The 16,049-nt window shown below is 69.3% G+C and carries 16 protein-coding genes and 1 pseudogene; 7 read left to right on the top strand and 10 right to left on the bottom strand.

Annotated elements, in window-relative coordinates; translation table 11 throughout:
- Nucleotides 1-81: 81 nt before the first annotated feature.
- Nucleotides 82-963: an AraC family transcriptional regulator gene (locus J7F03_RS37230; RefSeq protein ID WP_214957487.1), complete on the bottom strand. Its 882-nt coding sequence runs from the start codon at nt 961-963 to the stop codon at nt 82-84.
- A gap of 350 nt (nt 964-1,313) precedes the next feature.
- On the opposite strand from J7F03_RS37230, the gene J7F03_RS37225 reads away from it, so the two are divergent.
- Complete coding sequence (locus J7F03_RS37225; protein ID WP_214957497.1) at nt 1,314-2,429, top strand: serine hydrolase domain-containing protein; 1,116 nt, start codon at nt 1,314-1,316, stop codon at nt 2,427-2,429.
- A 228-nt stretch (nt 2,430-2,657) separates the two neighbouring features.
- Here the strand turns inward: J7F03_RS37225 and J7F03_RS37220 are convergent, their stop codons facing one another.
- Nucleotides 2,658-2,924, bottom strand: coding sequence for a hypothetical protein (locus J7F03_RS37220; RefSeq protein WP_214957498.1), 267 nt, complete (start codon nt 2,922-2,924; stop codon nt 2,658-2,660).
- Nucleotides 2,925-3,116: 192 nt separating this feature from the next.
- Between J7F03_RS37220 and J7F03_RS37215 the strand changes: the two are divergent.
- The 3 genes and pseudogenes from J7F03_RS37215 to J7F03_RS37205 form a co-directional block, all read left to right on the top strand.
- Nucleotides 3,117-3,230: pseudogene (locus J7F03_RS37215) on the top strand (ATP-binding protein); the annotation flags it as partial.
- A 158-nt stretch (nt 3,231-3,388) separates the two neighbouring features.
- The gene (locus J7F03_RS37210; RefSeq protein ID WP_214957486.1) at nt 3,389-4,012 is read left to right on the top strand and encodes a histidine phosphatase family protein; all 624 of its coding nucleotides are present in this window, start codon (nt 3,389-3,391) and stop codon (nt 4,010-4,012) included.
- Between the two features lie 341 nt (nt 4,013-4,353).
- On the top strand, nt 4,354-5,661 hold the full coding sequence (locus J7F03_RS37205; protein ID WP_214957485.1) for a M48 family metallopeptidase: 1,308 nt from the start codon (nt 4,354-4,356) through the stop codon (nt 5,659-5,661).
- A 198-nt stretch (nt 5,662-5,859) separates the two neighbouring features.
- On the opposite strand, the gene J7F03_RS37200 is transcribed toward J7F03_RS37205, so the two are convergent.
- Nucleotides 5,860-6,183, bottom strand: coding sequence for a hypothetical protein (locus tag J7F03_RS37200; protein ID WP_214957484.1), 324 nt, complete (start codon nt 6,181-6,183; stop codon nt 5,860-5,862).
- 375 nt (nt 6,184-6,558) lie between these two features.
- On the opposite strand from J7F03_RS37200, the gene J7F03_RS37195 reads away from it, so the two are divergent.
- Nucleotides 6,559-8,655: a serine protease gene (locus tag J7F03_RS37195; protein WP_214957482.1), complete on the top strand. Its 2,097-nt coding sequence runs from the start codon at nt 6,559-6,561 to the stop codon at nt 8,653-8,655.
- A 670-nt stretch (nt 8,656-9,325) separates the two neighbouring features.
- On the top strand, nt 9,326-9,508 hold the full coding sequence (locus J7F03_RS41675; protein ID WP_251073070.1) for a DUF6233 domain-containing protein: 183 nt from the start codon (nt 9,326-9,328) through the stop codon (nt 9,506-9,508).
- Between the two features lie 672 nt (nt 9,509-10,180).
- Here J7F03_RS41675 and J7F03_RS37190 read toward each other — a convergent pair.
- The 6 genes from J7F03_RS37190 to J7F03_RS37165 form a co-directional block, all read right to left on the bottom strand.
- Nucleotides 10,181-10,606 carry a hypothetical protein gene (locus tag J7F03_RS37190; RefSeq protein WP_214957480.1) on the bottom strand — a complete coding sequence of 142 codons (426 nt, stop codon included), beginning with the start codon at nt 10,604-10,606 and terminating at the stop codon, nt 10,181-10,183.
- A gap of 116 nt (nt 10,607-10,722) precedes the next feature.
- Nucleotides 10,723-11,793 (bottom strand): hypothetical protein, encoded by a 1,071-nt coding sequence (locus J7F03_RS37185; RefSeq protein WP_214957478.1) that lies wholly within the window; start codon nt 11,791-11,793, stop codon nt 10,723-10,725.
- Nucleotides 11,794-11,796: 3 nt separating this feature from the next.
- Complete coding sequence (locus tag J7F03_RS37180) at nt 11,797-12,765, bottom strand: serine/threonine-protein kinase (RefSeq protein ID WP_214957476.1); 969 nt, start codon at nt 12,763-12,765, stop codon at nt 11,797-11,799.
- 564 nt (nt 12,766-13,329) lie between these two features.
- Nucleotides 13,330-13,581 carry a hypothetical protein gene (locus tag J7F03_RS37175; RefSeq protein ID WP_214957474.1) on the bottom strand — a complete coding sequence of 84 codons (252 nt, stop codon included), beginning with the start codon at nt 13,579-13,581 and terminating at the stop codon, nt 13,330-13,332.
- Complete coding sequence (locus J7F03_RS37170) at nt 13,581-13,790, bottom strand: hypothetical protein (RefSeq protein ID WP_214957472.1); 210 nt, start codon at nt 13,788-13,790, stop codon at nt 13,581-13,583. The genes J7F03_RS37175 and J7F03_RS37170 overlap by 1 nt, the downstream gene beginning before the upstream one ends.
- A 196-nt stretch (nt 13,791-13,986) precedes the next feature.
- Nucleotides 13,987-14,880 carry a hypothetical protein gene (locus tag J7F03_RS37165; protein ID WP_214957470.1) on the bottom strand — a complete coding sequence of 298 codons (894 nt, stop codon included), beginning with the start codon at nt 14,878-14,880 and terminating at the stop codon, nt 13,987-13,989.
- Nucleotides 14,881-15,186: 306 nt separating this feature from the next.
- Here J7F03_RS37165 and J7F03_RS42190 point away from each other — a divergent pair, with 306 nt between their 5' ends.
- On the top strand, nt 15,187-15,309 hold the full coding sequence (locus J7F03_RS42190) for a hypothetical protein (RefSeq protein ID WP_285440544.1): 123 nt from the start codon (nt 15,187-15,189) through the stop codon (nt 15,307-15,309).
- 372 nt (nt 15,310-15,681) lie between these two features.
- On the opposite strand, the gene J7F03_RS37160 is transcribed toward J7F03_RS42190, so the two are convergent.
- Nucleotides 15,682-16,029: a PQQ-binding-like beta-propeller repeat protein gene (locus J7F03_RS37160; protein WP_214957468.1), complete on the bottom strand. Its 348-nt coding sequence runs from the start codon at nt 16,027-16,029 to the stop codon at nt 15,682-15,684.
- Nucleotides 16,030-16,049 lie beyond the last annotated feature (20 nt).

Raw genomic sequence — 16,049 nt, 5'->3', positions numbered from 1 at the left:
TGGACGCGGTCACGGAGTTCCCGCGCCTCCTTCAGGTCGCGCTGGTGTCTGAGCTAGGACTCTTGGGACACGTACCGGTGTTCACGCCCCGGCGCTCCCGCTGCCCCGCTCGACCGGGATCCACAGCTGGGAGTCGGTCTCCGCGCCGATCTCCACCGGCTGCGTCCGCAGGAGCTCCGGACCTGGCCGGCTCGCGTACGGGTTCGAGGGGAACCACTGCATGAACACGTCTCGCCACAGCTCCTGGAGCGCGCTCGGATAGGGCCCGCGGTTGTCGAAGACCGCCCAGGTCCCGGCCGGCACGTCGAGGGCGTCGAGCTCCTCGGCGGCCGCCTCGGGACCGGTCACCACGCCGATCCAGTAGTCCACCTCGGCGCCCTCTTCCCGGCTGTCGGTCATGTGCACCGCCGCCGACAGGATCCCCTCCGGCTCCCGGCCGACCAGCTCCTTCATCCGGACGATCGCCTGCTCGTCCAGGCTTTCCACGTGCGCCGCGGCGGCCGCGTTGACCCCCTCGTGCACGAGCGGGACCCGGGCCCTTCTGCCGACGACCCGAAACGACTCCTTCTCCACGATCCGGTACCGCATGGTCGTACTCCCTTCGACGACGACGCGGAAGGACATGCGCGGCTGTGCCGTGAGCACCGCACCCGTGCGCCGGGCCTCGCCCGGCCCGATGCCGTGCAGCGACCGGAAGGCCCGGGCGAACGCCTCGCCCGAGCCGTACCCGTACCGCACCGCGACATCGAGCAGCGTCAGCTCCCCGGCCAGCACATCGGCCCCGGCGAGCGTCATCCGCCGGCGCCGCACGTAGACCGGGAGCGGCATCCCGGCGAGCGCGGAGAACAGCCGCCGGAAGTGGTACTCCGACACCGCGGCGATCCGGGCCACCTCAGCCATGTCGACCTCCCGGTCGAGGCAGGCCTCCAGGTGGTCCAGTGCCTGATTCAGCCGCTCCAGCACGCGTATCCGTCCTTCCTTCCTGTGTCTCCACCGTAGGAACGCCCACCCTGCCAACGAGCTGCAGCCGCAGGAGCCGCAGCGGCCGGCACCCGAGCCAAGCCGGAGTCACTCGCCGCGCACGGCGCCCTGGCGTTCATCGGCGCTGTGGTCTCGGGCGCCGGCCGGGCCATCGGCCGACCGCGGGGCGGAGACAGGAGCGGTCGACCGATGGGCCGATGGGCCGATGGGCCGACCGCGCGGCCGTCGGGCCGCCTTGCTGGAGTAGAGAAGACTTGATCGCGCCCCGCCCGACAAAACCAGTACGGGAATTGTTGGGCAGGAAGCCCTGGCGTTACCTGAGGCTTACGCCCATGACTGATATTAGGGGATTTTGTGAGCCTCGGTTTGCCGCAGTCCGTGCGGCCCTTGCAGCTTTGCTCGGCAAGGACGACGTGGGTGCCTCGGCGGCCGTCTACATCGACGGCGAGCAGGTGGTCGACATCTGGGGCGGGTACGCCGATGCGGAGCGCTCCGTCAGCTGGGAGCGCGACACCCTCACCGGCGTGAACTCAACGACCAAGAACATGACCGCCCTGTGCGCGCTGATTCTGGCCGACCGGGGCGAGCTCGATCTGTCCGCGCCGGTCGCCGCCTACTGGCCCGAGTTCGCCGCAGCCGGCAAGGAGAACGTGCTGGTACGGCACGTGCTGTCGCACACCGCGGGGCTGCCGGACCTGTCCGGGCTGACGGCGGTCGAGGAGCTCTACGACTGGGAGAGCGTGACGGCAGGGCTGGCCGCGCAGGCGCCCGAATGGGAGCCAGGAACGACCGCCGGCTATCACGCGCTCACCTTCGGCTTCCTTGTGGGTGAGATCGTCCGCCGCATCACCGGCCGCAGTCTTGGCGAGTTCTTCGCCGAAGAGGTGGCCAAACCGCTGGGCGCGGACTTCCACATCGGGCTCTCCACCGAGCATGACCACCGCGTCGCACCGCTCATCCCGCCGCCGTCACTGACCGACGAGTACGCGGCCAGCGCACCGCCAGGACCAGATGGCACACGCCGGGAGAACACCGGTGCCGCGATCCGGGTCAAGGACGCCAACTCCATGGCCTGGCGCCGTGCGCAGATCCCTGCGGTGAACGGTTTCGGCAACGCTCGCTCTGTCGCCCTTGTCCAGTCGGTATTGGCGAACCAGGGTTCGGTCGGCGGTGTGCGACTGCTGTCCCCCCAGGGTTGCGAGCCCGCGTGGCAGGAAGAGTTCCGCGGTGACGACCGCGTGCTGGGGACGCCGATGTCCTGGACGGTGGGCTTCGGCAAGTTCGGCAACACCTTCGGCTGGGGCGGCTGGGGTGGCTCGTTGGTCGTGAGCGATCCCGGTTCACGCATGACGGTGGCTTATGTCATGAACCAGATGATCGACCGGGACCGGCAGGAGGACGACCGCGGCATGGAGATCGTGATGGCCGCATACGGCGGCCTGCACTGACGGCACGACGAGGGGGCAGTCTGGGCCCACACAGGCTGCTCCCTCCCGCCCACAGTCCCGCACTGCGCGGAACCGCTGCCAGTCGCGCTCCCCGGCGGCCGGCGGCCTCCGGCTCCGGCGCCTCATCGACACCGCCTGGTCCATGTATGGCTGGCCCCGCTTGAAGCCGACCACCGACTCGGCCGCTGGTTCGGCGTCGGCCCCGCCCTGCGTACCCGCCCCGCTGACCTACCGCTTCTCCGCGGTTCCCCTGGCGGCTACCGTCCGACGTTCGTCCGTGCGCCGGCCTGGGAGCGTCGCGCGCTCCGCGTCGTAGCCGACCGCCGCGAGGTGGCCGGCGAGGTCCGGGGCGAGGGCCGCCCACCGCTCGCACTGCCCGGCGCCGCCCGCCTCGCCGCGAGCCTTGGCAGCGGCCCGACCCTGATCTATCTGGCCGCCCTCCAGGGCGTCCCCGGCGAGCTCTACGAGGCGGCCGAGCCCTGTGGGCCCTGGCAACCCTCGGCCCAACAGCACGAGGCAGTCAGCTACGGAAGCCCGGCCGCTGCTTCCGCGGTGCAGGGGGCCGCCGGACTCGTCAGCACCTCGAAACGCAGGTTGCTACCACGAGAACCAACGGGGACCCCAGGGACCGGATACAGCCAGGTGGCAGCGGTAACCCGTGCGAGGGAACAAGTGCCAGCCCCAGATGGCTGGACCAAAACCTTCACCGACCCCCGCCTCTGCGCAGCCATCGTCGACCGCCTCACCTTCAACGGCACCATCATCGAAACCTGCGCCGACTCCTACCGCCTCGCCAGCACCCGCGCACGAGCCGCCGAACACGCCAAACGCCAGCTGAGCTGCATTCGCCGCCGACGGGCTCTCTGGGCAAGGCGTCCGTCGGTGGTGAAACCGCGAAGCACAAGTCAGCGTCCATCCAGGCATCTGCAAGATCACAAACGCTGACAGAGGACTCGCCCATGACTGCAAAAGCCACCCGCTACCTCTACCTCGCGCGGCACGGCGAGGCGTCAACCGATGAGAGCGAGCTGACGGACACCGGGCGCCAGCAGGCCGTGCTCCTTGGTAAGCGGCTTGAGGGCAGTCCTCTCTCCGCCATCTACCATGGCCCGCTTCCCCGAGCAGAACAGACGGCACGGCTGATCCGCGACCAGCTCGACAACGTTCCCTTGCAGCAATCGAAACTGGCTGGGGACTACATCCCCTACCTGCCAAAGCGAGAAGAACTGCCGCCGGTTTCAGCCGACGCCATGCTTGCCCACCTGTCTCAGTTCCCGGCCGAAGAGCGCGAGCCCGGTCCCGAGCTGGCTCAGGCAGCTCTCGCCCGTTTCGCCCGCCCCGCCGACGGTGACCAACCTCGCCATGAGCTGATCGTCACCCACAACTTCCTCATCGCCTGGCTCGTCCGGGCTGCCCTCGACTCCCCGAAGTGGCGCTGGATGGGCCTCAACCACGCCAACGCTGCCCTGACCGTCATCCGATACGCACCCGGCCGGCCAGCTTCCGTGCTCTTCTACAACGACATGGGGCATCTCCCCATAAACCTTCGTTGGACCGGCTTCCCGCCTGAGCTTCAGCTCTAAGGGCTGCCACCAACGCCGCCTCAGCGGCCGAAGGACTTGGGTTCAGTGGCACTCGTCGAACTGACTGGCAGCCAGGCGCCGCTCAAATCTCACGAACAACTGCACACCCTTCCTGCCGGCCAACTGCCGCCCAACAAACTCACCGACAAACGCTGTCCTCGGAAGTGAACGAAACCACCTGGTGGAACAAGTCGTTCACATTCACCCCGTGGCATCACAAGGCGCACCTTCCCGACCAAAATCGTCCACCCCGGGGCGGCCGCGGGGCCCTCATCAGCCGCCCCTATCCTGCGCGAACCGGGGATCACAACAGGTCCACGGCGGGGAGGGGATCAACAGGCATGGAAACAGTCGACGAGGTGGACGCACCGCAGGTGCGGCAGTGCCCGGAGTGCGGGGCCACCGTCTCCGTGCACGCGCGGTTCGTGAGCTGGTGCGCGGCTTGCGACTGGAACGTGGATCCGGGCGCACCGGATCCGGACCGGGGGCGCCTCGCGGCGTTCCGGCAGCGCCTGGCCAGGCGCTACGGGCAGCAGCTCGCGGAGGAGATAGAGCGGAGCGGGCAGGAGGCCGGCCAGGTCGGGCCGGACAGGTCGACCGTCCTGGCTTTCGGCGTCTCCCTGCTGGTGCACTCGGTCTCCGGGGGCCTGCTGCTGGCTGCGGGGCTGCTGATCATCGGCGGGTGGCACACCGGCATCCTGCCGGTCCTCGGCGTCGTGCTCCTGGTAGTCGTGGCGACGCTGCTGCCCCGACCGGGTCGGCTGCCGCAGCACGCGCCGGTGCTGTACCGCGCTGACGCGCCCCGGCTCTTCGAGCTGATCGACGAGGTAGGGGCGGCCGTGGGTACGACCGGGGTGCACGCGGTAGTGCTGGACACCGCGCACAACGCCTGGGTCCGCACCTACGGGATCCGCAACCGGCGGGTGATGTGCCTGGGCGCCGGGCTGTGGGAGGTCCTCTCGCCCCAGGAACGCGTGGCCCTGCTGGGCCACGAGCTCGGGCATTTCGCGAACGGCGACGTCCGCTCCTCGTTCGTGACGCACGGAGCGCTGCGGACCCTGGCCCACTGGTACTACTTCCTGGTCCCGCACCCCGTGGGGAGTCTCCTGGACCTATGCGTGAACACCCTGGTGTTCCTGCCGCGCTGGGCGGTCCACGGGCTGATCGTCCTGCTCGACGGCCTGACGATGCGGGCTTCGCAGCGGGCCGAGTATTTGGCGGACGCGGGCGCGGCCCGAGCCGGTTCGACCGCGGCGGCCGTCACCCTGCTGGACCGGCTGCTGATCGGCGACGCGGTAGAGGCCCACCTGCGGCGCAAGTCGATGGCGGCGACACGGGCCGACAGTGGCCCCCACGGCCGCGAGGCGCGCGAAGCCATCGAGCGGGAACTGTGGGAAGGACTGGCCCCGCGGATCGGCTCGATACCCGCGAGCGAGTACGAGCGGCTGCGCCGGGTCTCGGCCCGGCGCGGGCACAGCGTCGACGACACCCACCCACCGACTCACCTGCGCCGCCGCTGCCTGGCCTCGGCCGACCCACAGCCGGCCCGGGTGGTCTGCGACGCCTCCCGGGCGCAGTCGATCGCGGCCGAACTGGCTCCGGCCCGCGCCCGGCTGGCCCGTACGGTGATCCGGTACAACGCCGACTGAGGCGGAAGTCCGCCGCCTACTGCGTGCAGGGCACGAAGGCCGGCAGCGGGGCCTCCTAGACGAGCGGGCGCGGCAGACACAGCGCGAAGCGCAGCCTCGGGCCCTCAGTACGTGGAACGAGGCTCGGCCATACATTGCCGCTTGTTCGTTTTGATGCGGTTGACGTGGCCTTCTCGACGCTGGAGCTGTATTGCAGGCTTAGGCCTGGCTTAGGCCCGCGGTGACGGCGTCGATGTCGAACTTCACGAACCGGGCGAATCCGCGGATCGGCTGGGGCGCGTCACGCTCCACTTCGCTGATCCAATCGGGCAACAGGTGACCTGTGCGTTCGTGGACCAGGGCGGTGAACCGATGCGCGATCTCGCGGGCGCGGGCGATGCCTGGGCAGGCCAGGCAGACGTCCGCTGAGCCGGACCTCGTCGTCGCCCATCTGGTGCTGCGGCGCCGCTTGGAGCGCGCGGCACCGCACCTGCTGGTAATGCGGACGCGCAGATCCCCGTACCTCTCGTGGGTGACGGCCACGGGCATCGTGCTGGTGCTCGTGCTGATGGCCCTTCGACCCCGGCGCCCGTGGCCGTCTGGGCTGGGCGACGCTCCTGGTCTCGGCGCCTATGGCGGCCTCCGGCGCACGCGCGCTGCGAGAGCGTGGCCGAGGTCCACCGGCCCAAGGATCCGGGGCGATGGAGCAGCACCGTGCTACGCCGCACGTCGCCACCCGCCCGGCGCAGCGGTCCGGAATTTCTCCAGCCGGGCATCGGCCCAGGGACCAGGAGTGGTGCGGGCGGTTCGCTCTGCGTGCCGGCGCCGTGGCCGCACCCGTTCTTGTTGCGGCATCGAGGCACATGTCCGCCTTCTGGAAGGAGCCGGCAAATCCTCTGGAAGAGAACGGTGAGTGACATGCTCCCATCCGATGAATCCCGAGAAGAGCAGGAACAGCAGGCCGCGGCAGCCCAGCGGTATCGCGACGCGACCGCGGGTCGGCACGCGATCGAGGCGAAGCTGGAAGCCGGGGTGAAGTACCCGGATTCCCGGGAGGCGATCGCTTCCCGGGCCAATCGGCTGCTCGACCGGGGCGGGGTCCCACCCGTGGCCGCAGTGGAGAGCGTCCGCGCTGAGGCGATGGACGTGCCCGAAACCCTGGAGCGGGTCATCGGACTCACCATGGATCTCCAGCCGTGGAGCTTCCTGCCACGGGGCGCCCGCGCGGCCGCCACCGTCGCCCGGATCTCGATCCTCGGCAGTGGTCTCGAGCGGCCGCTCGGCACCGGCTTCCTGGTCTCCCCCCGGCTGATGCTCACCAACCACCACGTACTTCCGACCCCGGAGACCGCACGGCGCTGTTTCCTGGAGTTCAATGCCCAGGTCACCATCGACAACGCACCCGACGCCGCCTTCCGGTTCGCATTCGACCCCGACACGTTCTTCACCGCGGACAAGCATCTCGACTACGCACTGGTGGCGGTCACTCCCGCCGCCGACGGCAGCCTCGCAGGCGCCTCATTCGGATGGAACCAGCTCAGCCTTCAGCTGGGCAAAGTGGTCGTGAACGAACCGGTGAACGTCATCGGCCACCCGATGGGCCGCCTGAAGGAGATTGCGCTCCGCGACAACTCCCTCGTACAGAGGCTGGACGACTTCCTCCACTACCGGACCGACACCGAGCCCGGCAACTCGGGGTCCCCGGTCTTCAACGACCAGTGGGAGGTCGTGGCGCTGCACCACATGGGCGTGCCGAACACGGACACCCAGGGCCGCATCCTGCGCAAGGACGGGCAGATCTGGCGGAGGGGCATCGACAGCGACGACACCATCGACTACGTATCGAACGAAGGCGCCCGCACCAGCTCGATCCTCAAGCATCTCGCCACGGTGCCGCTGGACCCCGCGCGGCGTGCGCTGCTGGCGGAGATGGGCCCCGAATCCGGGCTCCGGCAGGACATCGTCGCCGGACCGGTCGGGACACCGGTCGCGTCGACCGTCGCCCCGGCCCCGCAGGAGGCCGTCGCGGTCGTCACGGTCCCGCGCCCCGCGGTCATCGGTGACGTGCGCGAGTCCACCGGCTCCGGCATCGGTCTGCGCGCCGCGAAGGATGCGTTCGGCGGTCGGCGGCACCTGGTCTTCCTGCACGGCCGGGGCCAGCAGCGACACGACCCCGTCGCGCTCCGCCGCGACTGGACCGGGGGACTGAACCACGGACTCACCCGCGCGGGGCGTCCCACCATCGACCCCGTAAACGTCTGGTTCCCCTTCTACGGTGACCTGCTCGTCGCATCCATGGGGCAGCACGAGTCCGTTCCCGGCTCGTTCGACGCGCCCGCGATGTCGGCCGCGGAGGCGTTCGCCGCCGAGTCCGAGGCGGGGACGTACGAGCAGCTCCTCATGGAGGCGGCGGTCCGGGCGGGCATGCCGCAGGACGGCCAGACGGCCACGGAGAGCCTCGGGAGCACGCTGGTCGGATCCTTTCAGCGGGCACTGAGCTGGCTGGCCGCCAAGACCGACATGGACGCGTTGGCCATCGCGACCATCTACCGCGACGTCGACGCCTACCTGAGCAATCCGGAGGTCCGCAAGGACGTCCTGAACTGCGTGACCGAGACGCTCAAGACGCTCCCGGCCGACAGCGAGCTCGTCCTGGTGACCCACAGCCTCGGCACCGTGGTCGGCATGGACCTCGTCGCCAACCGGCTCCCCGCCGGGATGAAAGTCTCCCTCCTCGTCACCGCCGGCAGCCCGCTGGGGATGGACACGGTCCACGGTCGGCTGATCCAGCCGGGCCACAGCCGGCCTGCGAACGTCCTGAACTGGGTCAACGCCTGGTGCCCGACCGATGCGGTGGCCATCGGATGCCCGCTGGACGGCCTCTGGGGCAAGCTGACGGACCTGGCCGTGGTGAACGCGAGCGACCGCGCGCACAACATCGACGAGTACCTCGCCCACCCGGAGGTCGCCACGGAGATCGGGCAGGCGATTGAGCCGGAACGCATCCTCGCGTAGAAAGCCACCCCGTCGGCGCCGGAGGCCCCCCACCTGCGCATCTGGCCCTCACAAGATCTGAGCGCGGTACCCGGCCAATGCGGCCAGGCACCGCGCTCAGTGGCTTCCCAATGGAGAAGTCAAGCTGTGGCAGCGCATCCCCACGCCTACCGAAGGGTTCGATTTGATCAGGCGGAACCGGGTCATGACTACAGAATCTGCTGGTGACGACTGGTCACGGTCTCTTGTGAACGCTGCCGGTTGGGCTACGCGGCAGGTACTCCAGGTTGACTGGGCGGCTGCCGGGGAACGTCTCGGATGCCGTTGCCCAGCGACTACGAGCGGCTCGTGGAGCAGTTGGGGAAGGGAACGTTCGACGACGGGTACAACGACCTGCACGTCCCCGAGGCGTCCCCAGCCCAGAGGAGCTCGCGACGACGGCAGTCGCGGATCCATCGGGTCAGCCGGGCGGTGCCCATGCGACGGACCGCGGCCGGGGCTTGATAGCCGTTGCGGCAGGCGCGGTACGGGGGCTGAGTCGCGTGTCCGTACTGCCGCCTGACCTGCCGCGCCTACAGACGCCGGCCACGTATCTGCGCGGCGAGCTGGGCCGCGCGGAGCCCGCACTGACCGAGGCGCAGGAGCGCGAGGCCGCCGCAGCGCGGCGGCGCGCACCCATAGAGCCGCCCGCCTGGCTGGTGGAGCGCGGGATCGGCACCGGCCGCCCCCGGTCCGCTTCCATGTCGGTGGCTGCTGGGACACCGGTAAGCGGTGCGCTTGCGCCACCCCGGAGCAGATACGCGGCCTGCTCGCCGAGGGCGTCGCGGCCTGCATCCGTTGTCGCCCGGACACCGCCCTGGGGGTGCTGGAGTGACCGGCCGGCGCGCCAGGGTGGAGGGATGAGCCCTGACCCGCACGTGGTCGTCTGCCGAGCGCGGCGGGCATCACCACACGCGAGATGATGTCGGCGTACCAGCCGAACCGCTCCCCTGCGGGCACCCCGTCCGACGACACCACAGACCACATCCCGCGCCCCCCATTCGAGCTCTTCGCAGCACCAACGATGCAGCGAAGAGGGTCTCTGTCAGCGCATGGTTGGAGCCCTGCCGGCGCGAGGCGCGGCAAGACCAGGGACGCAAGCCGCCCGTTCATGCGCCGGCAGGTGAACAGCTCTGCCTGGACGCCGGGAAGGAGAGGCTCCGTGTCGTGCGCCGAGAGCCACAGCAGACCGGCGTGAACGCGTGCGTGGTTTTGTCGCCGGGAGCCGGCAACGTTTGTTGCTCACCGCTGGGAGCGGTCCGCCAGGACAAGAAACGTGTTGCTGAGTTCTGGAAGCGTGCCGGTGCCTGCTTCTGGCCGTCTCGTGTGTCGGCCGGCTCGGTGCAGGTGATCATGGGCCCGGACCCATATCTCTGACCCAAGCCGCGAAGGACTCGCCGCAGGGGTAGGTCCGGAGCGCCACGGGCCGTACCCGGCCACCGAAGTCGCCGCCGCTCACCTAGCTGTCCGCCGACCGGACCACCGAACCCGACTACCCGAAAGGACCTCAGACTGATGTCCAATATGGCCTTCGATCGTTGCCGTACTCGGCACCCTCGCCGGCGCCCTGACCGCCGGACTCCTCCAGCACCGTTCGGCACGCACCGCACGCACCGCACGCGCCGAGCAGCGCACCGACAGCCACCGCCAGGACCAGCTCGGTGCCGTCACCGACTTCGCGGCCGCTCTGGACGCGCATCGCTCGGCGATGTTCCATCGCGAGCGTCTGGCCCTGACAGAGACGGGCACCGAGTACCAGCTGGAGGCCCAGACGAGGTCCCACGACACCCGGGCGGCGATTACCGCGCCCCACATCCGCCTTCAGGTTCTGGTCCCCGAACTGGCCGGCCCCGCCCGGCAGGCCGCAGATGCCGTGTACGCGCTGCGCAAGGCCACCGGCCGCACCGAGCTGGACGCCCGGCGGCATGGCCAAGGAAGCGTCCGTGGCCTTCGTCGCTGCGGCCGCCACGCTGCTGAGCCCCGACAACCGCTGACCGAGGGGACCACTGCCGACGTCCTGACCCGCCGATCCCGCGGTGGTGGTGCGGGCTACGACCCGTTCTGGCTGGCGCCGCTGTCCCCAGTCAGCTCCCGTGAGCTTTCGGGCCGTTTTACTCGGAAGGGGTCCAGTCCTGCGGCACGTTCGTGATGCGGCAACCGCGACATCTTGGAGACCAGCGCCCACATATTGCGTTCGGCCGCCAGGTCGCCTGGTAGGAGGAGGCCGAGGGATTCGGCGAGCGGTTTGCGTCCTGTGTTCACTAGTGCCCGTACGGCCGCGGACCATTCGTCGGTTGCCGACACCGCCGCGCGGTACCACACCGGAATCAGGAAGCCTGGCACGGCCATGGCCGTGAGCAGCAGCGGGACATCGGGACGGGCCGCTGTCAGGGCTACCGCCGCGCAGAGGACGACTGCGCAGTGGCCGTAGAGCAAGGCGACGAAGAAGTCGACGTTCGCGCGCGCGAGATCGACCTGGCGGCGGACCTGCTCCGGAGCGCTACCGGTCAGTTCGTTCCATATCACCTGGGTGTCGAGGCGGAACCGGTCGTAGCCGTACTCCTCGAGGCGCCGGATCGCATTGCCCAGCGTCGTCGGTGCCAACTGCGCGTCGTCGACAGGAAAGCGAGCGAGTCGTTCGCGGAGCAGCGCGCGCTGCACAGCCGTACGCCGCCGGTCCTTACGGGCGGCCCGGGCGATCCGCCGGTTGGCGCACAACGTGGCCAACTGGGCCGTGCCATCCGCCGCCAGGAGGCCCTCTTGCTCCTGGCGCCGCAGCCGAAGCAGCGTGATGCGGTCCTGCAGATCCTGCTTGGCCTGCCGCCGGCGAGCGCACCCATACGCGGCGAGCGCGCTCGGCCAGAGGGCGTATCCCTCCAGTACGCTGTAGAGAGGGTTCTGCAGGGCGCTGAGCGCCAGCCCGAGGAGTACCGAGACGGCCAACACTCCGACGGACAGGGGCGTGACACCCGACGACCACAGCTTCGCGGACCAGCCGGTGCGCCGCAGGCTCGGCCAGACGGCCACGAGGAACAGGCTCACGTTCAACGCGGTCGGCAAAAGCCACCCCACCAGCACCGTCCACGCTCCGCCGAGGGCGCTTTTGGCGATGTCACCCACGCGTCACCACTCGTCGTCATCGTCATCGAAGGGTGGTCCGGGCGGTGTGCTCTCGGCTGACCCATCAGGCGGGGGTGAGGTCGACGCGGGGGCCGGGTATGGCATCGACGCGGCAGAGGGCGACTCGGCCGAGCGCAACTCGGCAACGAACTCCAGGCACGAGGCGTAACGATCCTCAGGACGCTTGGCCAGCGCCTTTGCCATCACAGCGTCGACATCAGGCGCGATCTCCGGACGCCTCTCGGAGAGGGCAGGGGGCGGATCGTACATGTGTGCCCGCAGCAGCGCCATGTCGCTGTCGCGCTCGAATGGCGGCCCGCCGGCGATGGTTTCGTAGACGACACAGGCGAGGCTGTAGAGGTCGCACCTGCCGTCCAGCGGCCGGCCTGAGATCTGTTCCGGCGCCATGTAGTCGAGCGTGCCGACGAACTCGCCCGCGGTGGTGAACCCGTTGAGCGACAGCGATTTCCTCGTCAGTCCGAAGTTCGTGAGGTAGACGTGCTCGGGGTGGTCGCTGTCGGTGCCGGCGGCGACCAGGATGTTGCCGGGCTTGACGTCGCGGTGGACCAGATCGTGCGCATGGGCCGCGTCGAGTGCGGATGCCACCTGGGCGGCGATGCGGAGGGCGGTCGGAACGGGGAGCGGGCCCTCTTGGTCCAGCAAGACCCGCAGGTTCGGACCGGGGACGTACAGCATGGCGATGTACAGGACGCCGTCGCTCTCACCGGCTTCGAAGATCGGCAGGATGTGCGGGTGGTCGATCGACGCGGCAACCCGCGATTCGTGGGTGAAGCGGCGTAGGAAGGTGCCGTCACGGGTGCGTTCGGGGGCGATCAGCTTGAGCGCGACCGTACGGTCCAGGCGCAGGTCCTTGGCGCGGTAGACGACGGACGTTGCCCCACGGCCGATCTCGCGCTCCAGCTGGTAGCCCGCAATCTCTCTACCTTCCAGGAAACCTCGGCGTGCCTCCATCAATCAGCCACCACTCTCACGCCGGGAAATCGCATCAGGATCGCTCGGAGCCGTCACCGCAGCACCGAAACCACTTGCCGAGGCTGGGAGGGATGCGGCTGGCCCAACGAGCCGCTCCTCCACAGTGAAGTCTACCCAAACCGGCTGATATCCGACTGTTGCCGGCGTGTTGGCGTGCCGGTGTGTGCCGCACAAGGACGCCGATGAAGAGGGCCATGCTGGTGGCGCCAAGCCTGCGTAGTCGAACGTCGCGTGGATGCGTGTGGGTGGGTGGCGTGGTGACGGGCGGTCAGTACCCTGCTGTTTCGGCGCCGGGGCCCAGGCGGCGGCGCCCGGATGCGGCCGCGGAGCGTACGGCGGGTTCCTCGGGCCGCCCGAGCGGGGGCCTCGGGCGGCCTGAGCGGGGGCCTCGGCCGGCTCGGCGGCGAGACGGGCTCGGCGGGTGGCCGGAGGCTGCGCCGGGGAGGCTCAGGTTTCACGGGTAGAGCCCCGGACCTCTGGGTCCGGGGCTCTACCGTGTGGCTGGTGCTGCTCGGAAAGCAGACTCGGAGTGGAGGGGCGCGGTCAGTCCGTCTCGACGTAGGCGACCAGGACCAGGGTGCCCAGGGCCGTGGGCACGTACAGGACCCGGACGCCGTCCTCGCGGTGTTCGCGGACCGCACCGTGCTTCGACAGGATGCCGAGTTCGGGATTCCTGGAGACGGCCACGAGTACGGGGTCAAGCCGCAGGCGCTCGGCAGGGGTCATCTTCTCGACCTGTTCCTGCGCCACGTCGTAGAAGACGATGCGGGCGCGCTTCGGACCGTGCTGCCCCATCAGGCGACGTTCGAGGTCGGAGCGGAGTCGTCGAGTGGGGGCTGACCCAGGTTCTCGCGCAGGTCTTCCCAGGCGGTGACGCGGTCCAGGTCGACACCTTCGCCGGCCAGCCGCTCCAACACGTAGGCGATCTGCGGGTCGCTGTCGGCCATTTCCCGCGCGTCGGTCCGCAGGGCTTCCTGCTCGGCCGGGTCGAAGACAATCCGCATCACGGCCTCCAAGTAATAGATGCTGCAACGAGGCTAGCGCAGGAGCAGCTGGTCGGAAGCGGGAAGGTGAAGAGCATTCGGAGGCCCGCCTCCCATGCGCGGACCAACGCCGTGGCCGGCGGCAGGCGTCACGGCGAGCGCGGTGCGTACGGGTGCACGTGGCCGCTGAGGCCGGTGGCCCTGGCGGTTCCGGTGGTCACACACCACCCTCGATGAGCGACCAGCCCGAGGAGACCTGGGCGAGCGAGCCGACGTTGGCGTAGTTGCCGTTGACGAGCGTCGAGGTCCAAGCGGTCCCGTCGTTCTTGTAGAAGAACAGGCTGTCCGAGGTCCGGCCCACCTTGTCCCAGATGCCGGAGGTGCCTATCTTGCGGAAGTCGATGCCCGAGCCGTCGGTCGCCTCGGACACTCGGAACTCGAGTTCGCCACCGGCCCTCGCCCAAGACAGCAGGGAATCCTTGGTCGCGGTCAAGTCCCCCAGGAAATCGTCTCTCGGGATGCTGCCCGTGTCCGTGTAGACGCCACCCTTGAGGGTCCCGTAGCCCACGTTGCTCCAAGGGAAGTCGGCCGACCCGTGCCTGGCCGCCGAGACCAACGTGTCGCACGATGCTGCCATGGTCCCCCAGCCCGTGCTGAAGTTGTCGTACACGCGCACCTGTCGGTAGACGCCGTTCTTGAGGGTGCCTGTGACGCCGTGGCCGGTGTTCCCATTGTAGAAAATCACGGAGTCGCCGGACGCCTCGACAAAAGTCCAGCCCGTGGAGAAGTTGTCGAAGGTCTGGGTGCGGGTATACTTTCCGCCTTTGAAGGTGCCGACCTCCCCGGCCCCGGTGTTCTTGTTGTACAGCACCAGCGAGTCGCGGCTCGCTGCGGCGTGCGTGTAGCCGGCCGGGAGATTGAACGCCGACTTGTACTGCCAACGGCCGGCGGAAAGGGTGCCGGTGCCGGCTTCGCCGCTGCCAGCCTTGTAGAACAGGATCGAGGTGCTCGGCGTCGTCGCGTTGCAGTACGGCGAAGCAGCGGTCGCGGGTGTCACCGGACCGGCCAGCAGGACGGCCGTCGCGGAAATTGCAGTGGCAAGTGCGGCCACCAGGGATTTCCTCATGATTCTCCCCATCTCCTCGCACTTGGGCGCATGCGGCACCAGGGCGCCTGGGCGCCTGCGGCCGGCCATCAGGGCGTGCCGGAATTCCCCGCGCCGCAGCCGTGCACGATCTGGAGGAGGACGCCCTTACGCGCGGCCGGCCCGCCCCACGGCGCCGGCCGGTCGCCGCTACCGAGCTTGTTCCACGCTCGTGCTCAGACGTCCTCGTTCATCGTGCGCTGCCCACGGCCGCACCGCATCTCGGTGCGGCGGCAGGCAGTCAGCCCGAGCCTTGAGACTGGGATCAGAGCGATGGCGGCCGCCGCCCTTGTAGGAGCAACCTTCGGGATGTATGGCCCCTGGGATCTGCTCCTCAATCTCGTCGCCGAAGTCGTTGCCCTCGACTTGCTGTTCCTCATCCTCGATCTCGCCTGACCCAAGTCCGTCGGTGCGGGCATCGGGGTGGGCGCACCGAGCCGAGGAGTTGCCCTTCGCCGGCTTGCGGGGCCGTTTCTTTGATGGCGGTGGTGTATGTGTTGGCCGGTCGCGGCAGATGCCTCTGCCCCGGGGTGCTCACGCATCGGCAGGCCGGACTCGCCAGCCGGCACCGACGGCACCGCACCACCGTCCCCGGCCCGCACGCAGCAAACTCCGCGCACGTGAGCCCCGGAGTGAGACGGGCAGACTGCGATCGGCGAGGAGCTGCTCGAGGAGGACGGCACCACCAGGCACCCCGAGGTCGGGTTCCGTCAGGTCCAGCTTTCACTTGAACCCCAAAAGCTTGGCGGTTCTCGTCACCCGACGCCCTCAGGTCGTGGCGCTCGGTGGCGGAAGGGCCGGGGACTGCGGGGCGTAGAGGTGGCCGTCCCGGGTGCCGATGTAGGCCAGTCCGTCCATGACCGCTGGAGAATTCACCCAGTCAGTGGTGGCAAACTTCCAATGCAGTTCGCCGGTGGCTGCGTCCACCGCGTACAGGCTGAAGTCCCGGCTGCCGACGTAGACCAGGCCATCGACCACGACCGCAGTGGATGCCGCCGCCCCGCCGGTGGGGAATTTCCAGCGCACCTCTCCTGTGGCGGCATCCGCCGCATGCAGGTGGTTGTCCCAACTTCCGCAGTAGATAAGGCCGTTCATGGCCACCGGGGATGCGGTCACCTAGGCCGTGTTTTAACTTG

It is taken from the genome of Streptomyces sp. ISL-43, from assembly GCF_018614195.1.
GTDB lineage: Bacteria > Actinomycetota > Actinomycetes > Streptomycetales > Streptomycetaceae > Streptomyces.
This window is presented reverse-complemented; position numbering and strand designations above follow the sequence as displayed.

Bases quoted from the DNA above. Each gene is read 5' to 3' on its own strand.
- J7F03_RS37195 (WP_214957482.1), top strand. From the start codon at position 6,559: ATGCTCCCATCCGATGAATCCCGAGAAGAGCAGGAACAGCAGGCCGCG.
- J7F03_RS37180 (WP_214957476.1), bottom strand. From the start codon at position 12,765: ATGGAGGCACGCCGAGGTTTCCTGGAAGGTAGAGAGATTGCGGGCTAC.
- J7F03_RS37210 (WP_214957486.1), top strand. From the start codon at position 3,389: ATGACTGCAAAAGCCACCCGCTACCTCTACCTCGCGCGGCACGGCGAG.
- J7F03_RS37175 (WP_214957474.1), bottom strand. From the start codon at position 13,581: ATGGGGCAGCACGGTCCGAAGCGCGCCCGCATCGTCTTCTACGACGTG.
- J7F03_RS37225 (WP_214957497.1), top strand. From the start codon at position 1,314: ATGACTGATATTAGGGGATTTTGTGAGCCTCGGTTTGCCGCAGTCCGT.
- J7F03_RS37205 (WP_214957485.1), top strand. From the start codon at position 4,354: ATGGAAACAGTCGACGAGGTGGACGCACCGCAGGTGCGGCAGTGCCCG.
- J7F03_RS37170 (WP_214957472.1), bottom strand. From the start codon at position 13,790: ATGCGGATTGTCTTCGACCCGGCCGAGCAGGAAGCCCTGCGGACCGAC.
- J7F03_RS42190 (WP_285440544.1), top strand. From the start codon at position 15,187: ATGGCGGCCGCCGCCCTTGTAGGAGCAACCTTCGGGATGTATGGCCCC.